The following is a 14,423-nucleotide window of genomic DNA, read 5'->3' on the forward strand; positions in this document are numbered from 1 at the left end:
CGGCACACCGCTCCCGTCCGCATGCACCGCGGCCGATTCCCCTGGGGCTCCGTCGGTCTCAGCCCGGTTCGGCGACGGCGTACTCGATGAGCCGGTGGGCGGCCGCGTCGGTACGGGCGACGTCATGGGTGACCAGGCGGTCCTGGCAGAGTCCACGCAGCCCGGAGACCACCAGCGTGGCCCTGGCCCGCGCCTGCTGCGGGGAGTCGCCCAGCCGGACGCAGGCGGCGGCGATGGGGTCGATCATGACCTCGACGGTGTCGGCGGCGAGGTCGCCGTACTGCTCCGGCTCCGTCGCGGCCAGGCTGAGCAGCTGAAGCAGCATCCGGATCGCCCCGGCCTGCTCGCCGACGGTCATCGCCTCCCACAGCGCTTGGGCGGCCCGCTGCAGGCCGGCGGTGTCCTGGACGTCGCCGAACATCCGCCCGGCATCGGGGCGGTTGGCGGCCAGTGCCTGGGCCAGCAGGTTCTCACGGCTCCCGAAGTAGTACAGCAGCATGCGCTTGGTGGTGCCGATCGCCTCGGCGAGCGGGCTGAGCGACATCTGCGCGAGGCCGTGGTGCTGAAGGTGGTGGACCACCTGCCGCAGCAGTTCTGCGCGCTTCTCGGTGTTGACGGGTCGGGGCACACCTTGACTGTACCGATCGGTACGCGTATCGTCCAGCGAATAGATGTGCCGATCGGTACGGTAACGGGCGGCCAGGTGAACCGGCAGCACGACCATGGCGACGGCCGAACGCGAGGAACGGAGAGGGACGCCATGGAGATGGCTGCACGGCGGGCGACGATCGCGGGCGGAGGGATCGCAGGACCGGCGCCCGCGCCCGGCCGGCGAAGGCCCGGACCCGGCGCCTTCGGACCGGCGGCGCAGACGGAGGGGGTCACTGCGGCCCGCGGTGGCGCCCATGGGGCGAGCCGGTGACGGAGCGGATCGCACACACCCACCGGGGCACGTCCCCCGCCAGGAACCTGACCGACGCCCTGTGGTTCCCGGCGGCCCTCTTCCTGGGCTTCCTCTTCTGCTTCGCCCCGGCCCTGCACGCGCCGCAGCCGCACCATGTGAAGGTGGTGGTCGCCGGGCCCGCCGAGGCAGCGTCGGTCGAGGCGGTCCTGCAGCGGCAGCATCCAGGCGGCTTCGACGTCACCGCGGTGGCCGACGGCCGCGCGGCCCGGCGGGCGGTCCTGGACCGGGACGCCATGGCGGGCTTCACCGGCGGCCGGCATCCGCTGCTCTATGTGGCCAAGGCCAACGGCGCGTCCCTGGAGCAGGCACTGACCACCGCTTTCACCCCGGTCGCGGCCGAGGAGCGGCACCACCTCTCGGTCAGCGACGTGGCACCCACCGCGAGCAAGGACCTGCTGGGCTCCACCGTGCTCTACTTCGGGATCGCCTGGAGCGTCCCCGGCTACATCCTCGCGACCACGCTGCTGCGCGCCGTGGCGCTCAACCGGCGCCGCAAGCTGCTGACGATCACCGGCGTCGCCGCACTGTTCAGCGTCGCCGGCTTCCTGGTCGCCGTGGGGCTCGGCTACCTCCCCGACGACCCCTGGGCCATGGCGGTCGCCTTCCTGCTCACCACGGCGGTGGCCACGGCCTCCTCCGGCCTGGCGCCGTTCGCCAAGCAGTTCTTCCCCATGGCGGGCATGGGCCTGTTCATCGTGCTGTCCGTCCCCACCAGCGGCGGCGCGGCGCCTGCCCCGCTGCTGCCGGTGTTCTTCCAGGACCTGCACGCCGTGATGCCACTGGCCAACGGGATCGACGCCCTGCGGGGAGTGCTGTACTTCGACGGGGCGGGGGTGCTCAGGCCGGTGCTGGTGCTGTGCGGATGGATCGCGGCCGGCGCCGCCCTGCTGGGGCTCGACGCCTGGCTGCACCACCGCGCCGCCGAGCGGCGCCGCGAGGACGAGACGCCGGAGGAGATCGAGGAGCCGCCGGTGGACGACCCGGCGCTGGAGATGCCGACACCCACCGCGCTCCCGGTCCACCCCCACCACTTCGGCGAACCGGTGCCTTCGCTGATCGGGATCGTCCACGACACCGATCGGCAGCCCGTCCACGGCGTCTCGGTGACCGTCATGGACGCCAAGGGACACCAACTGGTCCGCACCTCGACCAATGAGCGCGGGCAGTACGCCGCGACCGGGCTGCCCGAGGGGTACCTCAGCATCGTGGTGTCGTCCGCCGGGCACGGTCCGCTGGTCCACCAGAAGCTGCTGCGGCCCGGTGCGCCCCTCCGGGCGGACTTCACCGTGCACATGCGGCACGACACCCCGCCGCAGCCGGCGCTCTCCGGCCGGTAGCGGCCGGTCCCGGGCGCATGCCGCCCACGACCGGCCGGGCCGCTCCGATCCCGGGGAGGTCCCTCCCCCGCGCCCAGCCCGGGGGAGGGACCTCCCCGGGCGCTCGGGACGGAGGTTTGGCGGGTGCGGGGGAATTCCGGCCGCACCCTTCCTACTCGACGGTAACCAGCGCTACAGTGGCGGCACCACCACCGCCGGGCCTCGGGAGCCGCACCGGCGGGGTCCCGTCCGCCGCGCCACCGCGCGGTCAGTGCGGACGGGACGGTGTGCTCGCTCCCGTTGCCGCCCCCGTGGTCCATCGGGAGGCGTCGTCCCCAGCCCTGCGCGACTCGGCGGGACGACAGCACAGCCCTCAGCAGCATCACGTCACCACACGTCACCACCGGGCTCCGGCCGGAGCGGAACGGCCCCCCGGTGCGGTGTCGCCGCCGTGTTCCCTCCCCGTCAGCCGCAGACCCTCCTCCCCTGTCACCGGGAGTGCGCCGCGCGGGGCCATCACGAGGAGCCAGGACAATGGACCGTCCCATCCCCACCTCCGCCCCCTTCCCCACCGTGGCCGTGATCGGCCTGGGCACCATGGGTGCCGGTATCGCCGTGGCCGCCGCCCGCAGCGGGCGCCGGGTCGTCGGCATCGAGCTGGACGGCGCCGCCGCGGCGGCGGCGTTCACCAGGATCGAGGAGTCCACCGCCCATGCGGTGGCCCGTGAGCGGATCACCGCCGAGGAGCGCACCGCGCTGTTGGAGCGGATCACCTGCACCGACCGGCTGGCCGACGCGGCCGCGGCCGACCTGGTGATCGAGGAGGTCCCGGAGCAGCTGGAGCTCAAGCGGGAGCTCTTCGCCGAGCTGGACCGGATCTGCCCGCCGGAGACCGTACTGGCCACCGGCACCACCGCGCTCTCGGTGACCCGGATCGCCTCGGCCACCTCCCGCCCGGAGCGGGTGCTGGGGCTGCACTTCTTCAACCCGGTGCACTCCATGAAGCTGGTGGAGGTGGTGCGCACGGTGCTCACCTCGGCCCAGGTGGCCGAGGACGCCGCGGAGTTCGCCCGCGACCTGGGCAAGTCCCCGGTGGCCGCCGGTGACCGGGCCGGTTTCATCGTCAACGGGCTGCTCTTCGCGTACCTCAACCAGGCCGCGGCGATGTTCGAGTCCCGCTATGCCTCCCGTGAGGACATCGACGCGGCGATGCGGCTGGGCTGCGGCCTGCCGATGGGCCCGCTGGCGCTGCTGGACCTGATCGGCATCGACACCGCCCGCACGGTGCTGGAGGCGATGTACGCCCAGTCCCACGACCGGCTGCACGCCCCGGCCCCGATCCTCGGCCAGCTGGCCGCGGCGGGCCTGCTGGGCCGCAAGTCCGGCCGGGGCTTCTACACCTATGCGGCGCCTGGCTCCTCGCACCCGGCGGCCGAACCCGCCTCGGCGGCCGCGGCCGGACGGGCGCCGGGCCGCGAGGTGCGCTCGGTGGGCGTCTGCGGCTCGGGGACCATGGCGACCGGGATCGCCGAGGTCTTCGCCAAGGCCGGGTTCGAGGTGGTGCTGGCCGCCCGCAGCCAGGAGAAGGCGGACCGGGCCAAGGCCGCGCTGGCCGCGTCGCTGGACCGCTCGGTGGCCAAGGGCCGGATGGCCGGGCCGGACCGCGACGCCGCCCTCGGACGGGTCACGCCCACGGGGCTGCTCACCGACCTCGACCAGGTGGACCTGGTGGTGGAGGCGGTCGCGGAGGACCTGGCGGTCAAGCGGGAGCTGTTCACGGCGCTGGACAAGATCTGCCGGCCGGGCGCGGTGCTGGCCACCACCACCTCCAGCCTGCCGGTGATCGAGTGCGCCACCGCGACCTCCCGGCCGCAGGACGTGGTGGGCCTGCACTTCTTCAATCCCGCCCCGGCGATGAAGCTGGTGGAGGTGGTCTCCACGGTGCTCACCGGGGACGATGTCACGGCGACCGCGCTGGAGGTCTGCGCCGGGGTCCGCAAGCACCCCGTGGAGTGCGGTGACCGGGCCGGTTTCATCGTCAACGCGCTGCTCTTCCCGTACCTCAACGACGCGGTGCGGATGCTGGAGGAGCACTACGCCACGGTGGACGACATCGACACCGCGATGAAGCTGGGCTGCGGCTACCCGATGGGGCCGTTCGAGCTGCTGGACGTGGTGGGCCTGGATGTCTCGCTGACCATCGAGCGGGTACTGCACCAGGAGTTCCGCGAGCCGGGCCTGGCGCCCGCTCCGCTGCTGGAGCACCTGGTGGCGGCCGGCTGCCTGGGACGCAAGACCGGCCGCGGCTTCCGCGACCACGCCCGCCGATGACCGAGGTCGGGAACGGACGACCCGGCCAGGTGGCGTCCCGCTGGCCCCGGCCGGCGGTCCGGCCGCAGCCGCCGCGCCCGCCGGCGCCGCCGGTACCGGGTGACGGCCGGGGCGGTACAGGCGCCGGGGCGTGTAGCGTTCCGCACATGGATCGGGAGCGTGCCGCTGTGCAACACGAGGTGACAGGTGGGGCCGGGCACGGCAGCGCCAACGGCCGGCGGGCCACCGCCCAGCGCCAGCAGATGCGCCAGGATCTGGCGGCGGCGGCGATGGAGCTGTTCGCCGGACAGGGCTACGAGGAGACGACGGTCGATCAGATCGCCGCCGCGGCCGGAGTGGCACGGAGGACGTTCTTCCGCTACTTCCGGTCCAAGGAGGAGGCGATCTTCCCCGACCACGACGACACCCTGATCCGGGTGGCGGACCTGCTGGCCAGCGCCTCCCCCGAAGAGCACCCGCTGGATGTGGTGTGCCGGGGGATCAAGGAGGTGCTGCGGATGTACGCCTCCACCCCGGCCGTGTCCGTGGCCCGTTACCGGCTGATCCGCCAGGTGCCCACGCTGCGCGAGCGGGAGATCGCGGTGGTGGCCCGCTATGAGCGGCTGTTCACCCGCTATCTGCTGGGCCGCTTCGACGCGGCGGCCGAGCTGTCGCCCACCTGGCAGCGCGGCGGGGACGACGACCCGATGCTGGCCGAGGTGTCGGCGGCGGCGGTGGTGGCGGCGCACAACCATGTGCTGCGGCGCTGGCTGCGGGCCGGCGGCCGGGGTGATGTGGAGGCGCAGCTGGACCACTCCTTCGAGGTGATCCGGCAGACCTTCTGGGCGCAGGCCCCGACGGCTGCCCGACGCCGCGGCGGCCCCATGGCACCCAGTGCCATCCAGGAGTCCCAGGCGGCTCTGGAGAATGCGGTGGGAAGCGCGGTGAGCGCCACTCCCGGCGGTGAGGTGCTGATCACAGTGGCCCGCACCGACGCTCCGCTGGAGCAGGTGCTGGACTCGATCCGGACCGCTCTGAGCGGTTCCGGGGTGGACCACAAGGACTCCTCCGACATGTGATCCTCCCAGCTCACAGCCTTTTCAAGGGCCAGCTCACAGCCTTTTCAGGGGCCTGCTCCGCACTGCCGGAGCAGGCCCTTCGCCTTCCCTGGGGCGGCACTTGCGAGTACTCGTGTTGCGGCAGGACGGCATACGGGTGACGCTGGACGAAACTCATGGCACGCGGTGTCTTTACGAGTGGCACAGGGTGCCAGTACGTTGTTACCCACCGGTCGCGGCGCCGCGGCTCCCCACCCTGGCGCGCCGTGCCCAGCCACCGCTCCCGCAACCCGGGACGGCCCACAGCCAACCCTGAACCCTCAAGCCGGTGTCCGCTCCCGGCTCCCCCAGACGCCCTGCGCCCCTCACGCAGGTACGCCTTCGGAGGCAGCCTTGAAGGAAATCCTCGACACGATCCTCAACCCCGACGCCACGGCCGCGGACTTCGCCGCGCTGCCGGTGCCGGAGTCCTACCGGGCGGTCACGCTCCACCGGGACGAGGAGCAGATGTTCGACGGGCTCGACAGTCGCGACAAGGACCCCCGCAAGTCCCTGCACCTGGACGAGGTCCCCGTCCCGGAGCTCGGCCCCGGCGAGGCCCTGGTCGCGGTGATGGCCAGCGCGGTCAACTACAACACGGTGTGGAGCTCCATCTTCGAGCCGGTCTCCACCTTCGCCTTCCTCAAGCGGTACGGGAAGCTCTCCCCGCTGACGGCCCGTCACGACCTGCCGTACCACGTCGTCGGCTCCGACCTGGCCGGCGTGGTGCTGCGCACCGGCCCGGGAGTGAACGCCTGGAAGCCGGGCGACGAGGTCGTCGCCCACTGCCTGTCCGTCGAGCTGGAGAGCGCCGACGGCCACAACGACACCATGCTCGACCCCGAGCAGCGCATCTGGGGCTTCGAGACCAACTTCGGCGGTCTGGCCGAGCTGGCCCTGGTGAAGACCAACCAGCTGATGCCCAAGCCCAGGCACCTCAGCTGGGAGGAGGCCGCCTCCCCCGGCCTGGTCAACTCCACCGCCTACCGGCAGCTGGTGTCGGGCAACGGCGCCGGGATGAAGCAGGGCGACAACGTCCTGATCTGGGGCGCCAGCGGCGGCCTGGGCTCCTACGCCACCCAGTACGCGCTGGCCGGCGGCGCCACCCCGATCTGCGTGGTCTCCAGCGACCAGAAGGCCGACATCTGCCGGGCGATGGGCGCCGAGGCGATCATCGACCGCAATGCCGAGGGCTACCGGTTCTGGAAGGACGAGAACACCCAGGACCCCAGGGAGTGGAAGCGGCTCGGCGGCCGTATCAGGGAGCTGACGGGCGGTGAGGACGTGGACATCGTCTTCGAGCACCCGGGCCGGGAGACCTTCGGCGCCTCGGTCTATGTCACCCGCAAGGGCGGCACCATCGTCACCTGCGCCTCCACCTCCGGCTATATGCACCAGTACGACAACCGCTACCTGTGGATGTCGCTGAAGCGCATCGTCGGCTCGCACTTCGCCAACTACCGCGAGGCGTGGGAGGCCAACCGTCTGATCGCCAAGGGCAAGATCCACCCGACCGTCTCCCGAGTCTACTCCCTGGAGGAGACCGGCCAGGCCGCCCTGGACGTGCACAAGAACGTCCACCAGGGCAAGGTCGGCGTGCTCTGCCTGGCCCCGCAGGAGGGCCTGGGCGTGCGCGACCCCGAGCTGCGCGAGAAGCACCTGCCCGCGATCAACCGCTTCCGCAACATCTGAGAGCGGGGGACACCGACATGACCGAGCAGGACCAGACGCCGAGGCCGCAGCGCGACCGGCCGTGGCTGATGCGGACCTACGCGGGGCACTCCTCCGCGAAGGAGTCCAACGCGCTCTACCGCCGCAACCTTGCCAAGGGCCAGACCGGCCTGTCGGTGGCCTTCGACCTGCCCACCCAGACCGGCTACGACGCCGACCACATCCTCGCCCGCGGCGAGGTGGGCCGGGTCGGCGTCCCGGTCGGGCACCTGGGCGACATGCGGGCGCTCTTCGACGGGATCCCGCTGGAGCGGACCAACACCTCCATGACGATCAACGCCACCGCGATGTGGCTGCTGGCGCTCTACCAGGTGGTCGCCGAGGAGCAGGGCGCCGACATCGCCAAGCTCACCGGCACCACCCAGAACGACATCGTCAAGGAGTACCTGTCGCGCGGGACGCATGTCTTCCCGCCCGGCCCGTCGGTGCGGCTCACCACCGACATGATCGCCTACACCGTCGCCCACATCCCCAAGTGGAACCCGATCAACATCTGCAGCTACCACCTCCAGGAGGCCGGGGCCACGCCCGTGCAGGAGCTCGCCTATGCGATGTGCACGGCGATCTCCGTCCTGGACGCGGTCCGCGACTCCGGCCAGGTGCCGCAGGAGCGGATGGGCGAGGTGGTCGCCAGGATCTCCTTCTTCGTCAACGCGGGCGTCCGCTTCGTCGAGGAGATGTGCAAGATGCGGGCCTTCGCCCGGCTCTGGGACAAGGTGACCCAGGAGCGCTACGGCATCGCCGACGCGAAGCACCGCCGCTTCCGCTACGGGGTGCAGGTGAACTCGCTGGGCCTCACCGAGGCGCAGCCGGAGAACAACGTCCAGCGGATCGTGATGGAGATGCTGGCCGTCACCCTCTCCAAGGACGCCAGGGCCAGGGCGGTGCAGCTGCCCGCCTGGAACGAGGCGCTCGGCCTGCCCCGGCCCTGGGACCAGCAGTGGTCGCTGCGCATCCAGCAGGTGCTGGCCTACGAGTCGGACCTGCTGGAGTACGGCGACCTCTTCGACGGCTCCCATGTGGTGGCCGCCAAGACCGACGAACTGCTGGCCGGCGCCGAGGCGGAGATCGCCAAGGTGCTGGGGATGGGCGGGGTGATACCCGCCGTGGAGTCCGGGTACCTCAAGGCCGCGCTGGTGGCCTCGCACGCGGAGCGCCGCGCCAGGATCGAGGCCGGCGAGGACAAGGTGGTCGGCGTCAACTGCTTCGAGACCACCGAGCCCAACCCGCTGACCGCCGACCTGGACGCCGCCATCCAGCAGGTGGACCCCTCCGCCGAGCAGGCCGTGCTGGCCTCGCTGGAGGCCTGGCGCGACGGTCGCGACGAGGCCGCGGCCGTGGCCGCCCTGGACCGGCTGCGGGCCGACGCGGCGGCCGGGGACGTCAACCTGATGGAGGCCACCTTGGCCTGCGCCCGGGCCGGAGTGACCACGGGAGAGTGGTCCTTCGCCCTGCGCGACGTCTTCGGTGAGTACCGCGCCCCCACCGGTGTCGGCTCCGCCCCGGTGGCGGTCGCCGCCGAGCCGGGCGGCGAGCTGGCCGCCGTACGGGAGGCCGTCGCCGCCACCGCGGCGGAGCTGGGCGCGGGCAAGCTGCGGATGCTGGTCGGCAAGCCCGGTCTGGACGGGCACTCCAACGGCGCCGAGCAGATCGCGGTACGGGCCCGCGACGCCGGGTTCGAGGTGGTCTACCAGGGCATCCGGCTGACCCCCGAGCAGATCGTGTCCGCCGCGGTCGCGGAGGACGTCCACTGCGTGGGACTGTCGATCCTGTCGGGCGCGCATGCCGAGCTCGTCCCCGATGTGCTCCAGCGGCTGCGCCGCGCCGGGGTGGAGGACGTACCGGTGATCGCCGGTGGCATCATCCCGGCAGCGGACGGCGAGGCGCTGAAGGCCGCGGGGGTGGCCGCCGTGTTCACCCCCAAGGACTTCTCCATCACCACCATCATCGGCCGCATCGTCGACGAGATCCGCCTCGCCAACAGGCTCCAGCCCTGGCACAGCCCTGCGGACACCGTCTCCGCCCGCTGACGCTCCGCCCCAAGCACCGGAAGGACGAACCCACCCTCATGACGACCGTCAACCGCCTGCGCCCCCGCCGCTCCTGTCTGGCTGTGCCGGGCTCCAACCCGCGCTTCCTGGAGAAGGCCCAGGGCCTGCCGGCCGACCAGGTCTTCCTGGACCTGGAGGACGCCTGCGCACCGCTGGTCAAGGAGAGCGCCCGGCACACCATCGTGGACGCGCTCAACAACGGCGACTGGGGCGGCAAGACCCGGGTGGTGCGGGTCAACGACTGGACCACCCACTGGACCTACCGCGACGTGGTCACCGTCGTCGAGGGCGCGGGGCCCAACCTGGACTGCATCATGCTGCCCAAGGTGCAGGACGCCACCCAGGTGAAGGCGCTGGACCTGCTGCTGACCCAGATCGAGAAGACCATGGGCTTCGAGGTCGGCCGGATCGGCATCGAGGCACAGATCGAGAACGCCAAGGGCCTGGTCAACGTGGACGAGATCGCGGCCTCCTCGCCGCGGATCGAGACCATCATCTTCGGCCCCGCCGACTTCATGGCCTCCATCAACATGAAGTCGCTGGTCGTCGGCGAGCAGCCGCCCGGCTATCCGGCGGACGCCTACCACTACATCCTGATGCGCATCCTGATGGCCGCCCGCATGCACGACCTCCAGGCCATCGACGGACCCTATCTGCAGATCCGCAACCAGCAGGGCTACCGCGAGGTGGCGCAGCGCGCCGCCGCGCTGGGCTTCGACGGCAAGTGGGTGCTGCACCCGGACCAGGTCGCCGCGGCCAACGAGATCTTCTCGCCCACGCAGGAGGACTACGACCACGCCGAGCTGATCCTGGACGCCTACGACTGGTGCACCTCGGAGGCCGGCGGCGCCAAGGGCTCCGCGATGCTCGGCGACGAGATGATCGACGAGGCGTCCCGGAAGATGGCGCTGGTGATCTCCGGCAAGGGACGCGCCGCGGGCATGCAGCGCACCTCCAAGTTCGAGCCCCCGCAGGCCTGACCCACCGCCCCCCAGGAGACCACTGAGATGCAGTTCGGACGGACCTACGAGGAGTTCGAGGTCGGGGCGGTGTACAAGCACTGGCCCGGAAAGACGGTCACCGAGTACGACTCACCTCTTCTGCCTCCTCACCATGAACCACCACCCGCTCCACATGGACGCCAACTACGCGGAGCAGACCACCGACTTCGGCCGCAACGTGGTGGTGGGCAACTACATCTACTCCCTGCTGCTCGGCATGTCGGTGCCGGACGTCTCCGGCAAGGCCATCGCCAATCTGGAGATCGAGTCGCTCAAGCACGTGGCGCCGACCTTCCACGGCGACACCGTCTACGGCGAGACCACCGTGCTCGACAAGTGGCCGTCCAAGTCCAAGGACGACCGCGGCATCGTGTACGTGGAGACCAAGGGCTACAAGCAGGACGGCACGCTGGTCTGCGTCTTCCGCCGCAAGGTGATGGTGCCGACCGAGACCTACACCAAGGCGCGCGGCGGCGAGCAGCCCGGCCGCCCGGAGCTCCGCTCATAGCTCCGCTCCCGGTCCCCGGCAGGGGCGGCCGCCGTCATCGGCCGCCCGCCGGACCCACGGGGGCTCCGCGGCCGCCACGCCTGCGGAGCCCCCGCACCCCACACCCCTTCACTTCCCACGACAGGAGCCGCGCCATGGGACGCCTCGCACAGACCGACGGCCTCACCGAGATCCAGCGGGACATCCTCGCCACGGTGCGGGACTTCGTCGACAAAGAGATCATTCCGGTCGCCACCGAGCTGGAGCACCGGGACGAGTACCCCGCCCAGATCGTCGAGGGCATGAAGCAGCTGGGCCTCTTCGGCCTGACCATCCCCGAGGAGTACGGGGGCCTCGGGGAGTCGCTGCTGACCTACGCCCTGGTGGTGGAGGAGATCGCCCGCGGCTGGATGTCGGTGTCGGGCATCGTCAACACCCACTTCATCGTCGCCCACATGATCAATGCCCATGGCACCCAGGAGCAGAAGGACTACTTCCTGCCCCGGATGGCGACCGGGGAGGTCCGCGGCGCCTTCTCCATGTCGGAGCCGGGCCTGGGCTCGGACGTCTCCGCGATCCGCACCAAGGCGGTCCGCGACGGCGACGAGTACGTCATCAACGGCCAGAAGATGTGGCTGACCAACGGCGGCACCTCCACCCTGGTCGCGGTGCTCTGCAGGACCGACGAGGGCCATGACGCGCCGCACCGCAATATGACCACCTTCCTGATCGAGAAGGAGCCCGGCTTCGGGCCCAACGCCAAGGTCCCCGGCCTCACCGTGCCCGGGAAGATCGAGAAGATGGGGTACAAGGGCGTCGACACCACCGAGCTGGTGCTCCAGGACGTACGCGTCCCCGCCGACCGGGTGCTGGGGGGCACCAGCGGCCGCGGCTTCTACCAGATGATGGACGGTGTCGAGGTCGGCCGGGTCAATGTCGCCGCACGCGGCTGCGGCGTGGCCCGCCGCGCCTTCGAGCTGGGCATCTCCTACGCCCAGCAGCGGCACACCTTCGGCAAGGCGATCGCCCAGCACCAGGCCATCCAGTTCAAATTGGCCGAAATGGCGACCAAGGTCGAGGCCGCCCACCAGATGATGGTCATGGCCGCCCGCAAGAAGGACTCCGGGGAGCGCAACGACCTGGAGGCAGGGATGGCCAAATATCTCGCCTCCGAGTACTGCAAGGAGGTCGTGGAGGACGCCTTCCGCATCCACGGCGGCTACGGCTTCTCCAAGGAGTACGAGATCGAGCGGCTCTACCGCGAGGCCCCGATGCTGCTGATCGGTGAAGGTACTGCGGAGATCCAGAAGATGATCGTGGGCCGCCGGCTGCTCGAGGAGTACCGCATCGCCGAGTGACCGGCCCTTGGGCCAGGGCAGTCGGCTGACCGCCGACCGGTCGAATTCAAGCCACCTCCAAAGCCGGCGGGGACGTGCGGGTCCCCGTCGGAGCTCCCTCCGAGGGTCCTCCGGAGGGGGCGGTCGGCGGCCGCAGGGTGTGCACGAGCCCCTTGGGGCTCCTGGGAAACCAGGGCACGCCCGGCGGTCGCCGACGCCTGCCCGCGCCACCTGAGACGAGACTCACCCCCCGCGACCGTCCACTTGGGGAACCGCACGGCCACCCGCTACGGTCGTAGACAGAGCAGGGGTAGAGCAGCGAGTAGCAGGTGAGTTCCGGATCCCGGCGCTTGCCCACTCACCACCTGCTGCCGATAGCATCCACCGGGACAGCTGCCGTCCCCAGTACCACTCGTCCCCGCGGTGCCCCCCGCGACAAAGGTCTTCGATGCCCTACAGCCCGTCCCCTTACTCCTCCGCCGCGGACCGCAATGCCCTTGCGTCCCCGGAGGCCGGCCGACGTCCCCGTGTGACCCTCGCGCGCGGCGCCTCGCCCTGGCTCGTCCCCACCCTCGCCACCGCTGCCGCCTGCACCGCCCTCACCCGGCGCAGCGGCAAGTGGGCCCTGGCAGCGGTACCCGCCTCCGCGCTCGGCGCGGGCATGCTGTGGTTCTTCCGCGACCCGGAGCGGGAGATCGGCACCGGCCGGGTGATCTCGCCGGCCGACGGCGTCGTGCAGTCCATCGACGCCTGGCCGGACGGCCGCGCCCGGGTGGCGATCTTCATGAGCCCGCTGAATGTGCATGTGAACCGCGCACCGCTGCCGGGCACGGTCACCTCGGTCGATCATGTCCCCGGTGGCTACGTTCCGGCGTTCAACAAGGACAGTGACCGGAACGAGCGCGTGGTGTGGCACTTCGACACCGAGCTCGGCGACATCGAGATGGTGCAGATCGCGGGCGCGGTGGCCCGCCGCATCGTCCCGTACCTGCAGCCGGGCGCCAAGGTCGAGCAGGGTGAGCGGGTCGGACTGATCCGCTTCGGCTCCCGCGTCGACACCTACCTGCCGTCCGGCGTCGAGGTCGGCGTCCGGGTCGGCCAGAAGACGACTGCCGGGGTGACACGCCTTGACCGTGACTGATCCCGAGACACTGGACTGCGAAGAGGACGAGGAGACGGCGATCCGCCGCCGCCGCTGGGCGCGCGACCGTGAGCTGCGCGCTCCGCGGTCACCGCAGACCCTCTCCACCGCGGACTTCCTCACCCTGGGCAACGCCGTCTGCGGCTTCCTCGCCATCTACTCCATGACCACCGGTGTGCTGATCCCGCACATCACCGGTGACGGCTCCGCCCCGACCAACCGGCACAGCGCGGCGATGGCCGTCACCCTGCTGCTGCTCGGCTCGATGTGCGACCTCTTCGACGGGCTGGTGGCACGCAAGCTGCGCAGCTCCGCGCTGGGCGCCGAGCTGGACAATCTGGCCGACCTCACCAGCTTCGGCATCGCCCCGGCGTACTTCGTGGCGGTGTGGGGCATGGTGTCGCCCGACGGCAACCAGCGGGTGTCCGCGTTCATCGCGCTCACCGTGCTGCTCGCGGTGGTGCTGCGGCTGGCCCGGTTCTCGGCCGTGAAGATGCGGCCGGGGGTGTTCCAGGGCATGCCCTGCCCGATGGGTGCCATGACGGTGATCGCCATCGTGCTGCTGGCCCCGCCGTTCCTCCCCGCGATGGTGGCGATCTTCGGAGTCGCGTACCTCATGGTGAGCCGCATCGAGTACCCCAAGCCGCAGGGCCTGCTGGCGACCGCGACCCTCTGCTGGATCGTGGTCTCCATCGGCTGCCTGGCCGCCTGGGCGGCCGGGGTGCCCGGCGGCGACGTGCTGCTGCGCGTCGGTGCCACCGCGCAGATCGGCCTGGCGGCCATGGCGCCGATGCTGGTCATCCGGCGCAAGGTCAACCAGAAGGTGTGCGACGTCCGCGCCCGCCGCGCGGAGTCCCGCCTCGGCTGATCCCGAACCACCCCGAAGGGGCCCGGTCCGCACTCACAGCGGCCGGGCCCCTTCTGCATGGGTGCGGCAGGCCTCCGCCGGGACGGGGCGCCCCCGCCCGCGGACCGCCCTTGGCGCACC

The 14,423-nt window shown here is 71.4% G+C and carries 10 protein-coding genes and 1 pseudogene; 10 read left to right on the forward strand and 1 reads right to left on the reverse strand.

Going from position 1 to position 14,423, the window contains the following annotated elements:
- Positions 1–58: 58 nt before the first annotated feature.
- A complete protein-coding gene (locus AB0761_RS11145; RefSeq protein ID WP_377268823.1) occupies positions 59–628 on the reverse strand; it encodes a TetR/AcrR family transcriptional regulator in 570 nt (189 codons plus the stop codon).
- A gap of 290 nt (positions 629–918) precedes the next feature.
- On the opposite strand from AB0761_RS11145, the gene AB0761_RS11150 reads away from it, so the two are divergent.
- The 10 genes and pseudogenes from AB0761_RS11150 (at position 919) to AB0761_RS11195 (ending at position 14,303) form a co-directional block, all read left to right on the forward strand.
- Positions 919–2,301 (forward strand): carboxypeptidase regulatory-like domain-containing protein, encoded by a 1,383-nt coding sequence (locus AB0761_RS11150; RefSeq protein ID WP_377268824.1) that lies wholly within the window; start codon positions 919–921, stop codon positions 2,299–2,301.
- A 513-nt stretch (positions 2,302–2,814) separates the two neighbouring features.
- Positions 2,815–4,611: a 3-hydroxyacyl-CoA dehydrogenase family protein gene (locus tag AB0761_RS11155; RefSeq protein ID WP_377268825.1), complete on the forward strand. Its 1,797-nt coding sequence runs from the start codon at positions 2,815–2,817 to the stop codon at positions 4,609–4,611.
- Positions 4,612–4,757: 146 nt separating this feature from the next.
- Positions 4,758–5,669 carry a TetR family transcriptional regulator gene (locus AB0761_RS11160; RefSeq protein ID WP_377268826.1) on the forward strand — a complete coding sequence of 304 codons (912 nt, stop codon included), beginning with the start codon at positions 4,758–4,760 and terminating at the stop codon, positions 5,667–5,669.
- Between the two features lie 372 nt (positions 5,670–6,041).
- Entirely contained in the window at positions 6,042–7,379 is a 1,338-nt protein-coding gene (ccrA, locus tag AB0761_RS11165) for a crotonyl-CoA carboxylase/reductase (RefSeq protein WP_377268827.1), read from the forward strand.
- 17 nt (positions 7,380–7,396) lie between these two features.
- The gene (locus AB0761_RS11170) at positions 7,397–9,448 is read left to right on the forward strand and encodes a protein meaA (protein ID WP_377268828.1); all 2,052 of its coding nucleotides are present in this window, start codon (positions 7,397–7,399) and stop codon (positions 9,446–9,448) included.
- Between the two features lie 38 nt (positions 9,449–9,486).
- Entirely contained in the window at positions 9,487–10,449 is a 963-nt protein-coding gene (locus AB0761_RS11175) for an HpcH/HpaI aldolase/citrate lyase family protein (RefSeq protein ID WP_377268829.1), read from the forward strand.
- A gap of 27 nt (positions 10,450–10,476) precedes the next feature.
- Positions 10,477–10,978 (forward strand): annotated as a pseudogene (locus AB0761_RS11180) (MaoC family dehydratase).
- A 134-nt stretch (positions 10,979–11,112) separates the two neighbouring features.
- Positions 11,113–12,315 carry an acyl-CoA dehydrogenase family protein gene (locus tag AB0761_RS11185; RefSeq protein ID WP_377268830.1) on the forward strand — a complete coding sequence of 401 codons (1,203 nt, stop codon included), beginning with the start codon at positions 11,113–11,115 and terminating at the stop codon, positions 12,313–12,315.
- A 427-nt stretch (positions 12,316–12,742) separates the two neighbouring features.
- Entirely contained in the window at positions 12,743–13,435 is a 693-nt protein-coding gene (locus AB0761_RS11190; RefSeq protein WP_377268831.1) for a phosphatidylserine decarboxylase, read from the forward strand.
- Positions 13,422–14,303 carry a CDP-alcohol phosphatidyltransferase family protein gene (locus tag AB0761_RS11195; RefSeq protein ID WP_377268832.1) on the forward strand — a complete coding sequence of 294 codons (882 nt, stop codon included), beginning with the start codon at positions 13,422–13,424 and terminating at the stop codon, positions 14,301–14,303. The genes AB0761_RS11190 and AB0761_RS11195 overlap by 14 nt, the downstream gene beginning before the upstream one ends.
- Positions 14,304–14,423 lie beyond the last annotated feature (120 nt).

It is taken from the genome of Peterkaempfera podocarpi, assembly GCF_042466665.1.
Classification (GTDB): Bacteria; Actinomycetota; Actinomycetes; order Streptomycetales; family Streptomycetaceae; genus Peterkaempfera; species Peterkaempfera podocarpi.

Excerpts from the sequence above, each read along its gene's own strand:
- AB0761_RS11155 (WP_377268825.1), top strand. The coding sequence starts at position 2,815 with ATGGACCGTCCCATCCCCACCTCCGCCCCCTTCCCCACCGTGGCCGTG.
- AB0761_RS11160 (WP_377268826.1), top strand. The coding sequence starts at position 4,758 with ATGGATCGGGAGCGTGCCGCTGTGCAACACGAGGTGACAGGTGGGGCC.
- AB0761_RS11170 (WP_377268828.1), top strand. The coding sequence starts at position 7,397 with ATGACCGAGCAGGACCAGACGCCGAGGCCGCAGCGCGACCGGCCGTGG.
- AB0761_RS11175 (WP_377268829.1), top strand. The coding sequence starts at position 9,487 with ATGACGACCGTCAACCGCCTGCGCCCCCGCCGCTCCTGTCTGGCTGTG.
- AB0761_RS11185 (WP_377268830.1), top strand. The coding sequence starts at position 11,113 with ATGGGACGCCTCGCACAGACCGACGGCCTCACCGAGATCCAGCGGGAC.
- AB0761_RS11190 (WP_377268831.1), top strand. The coding sequence starts at position 12,743 with ATGCCCTACAGCCCGTCCCCTTACTCCTCCGCCGCGGACCGCAATGCC.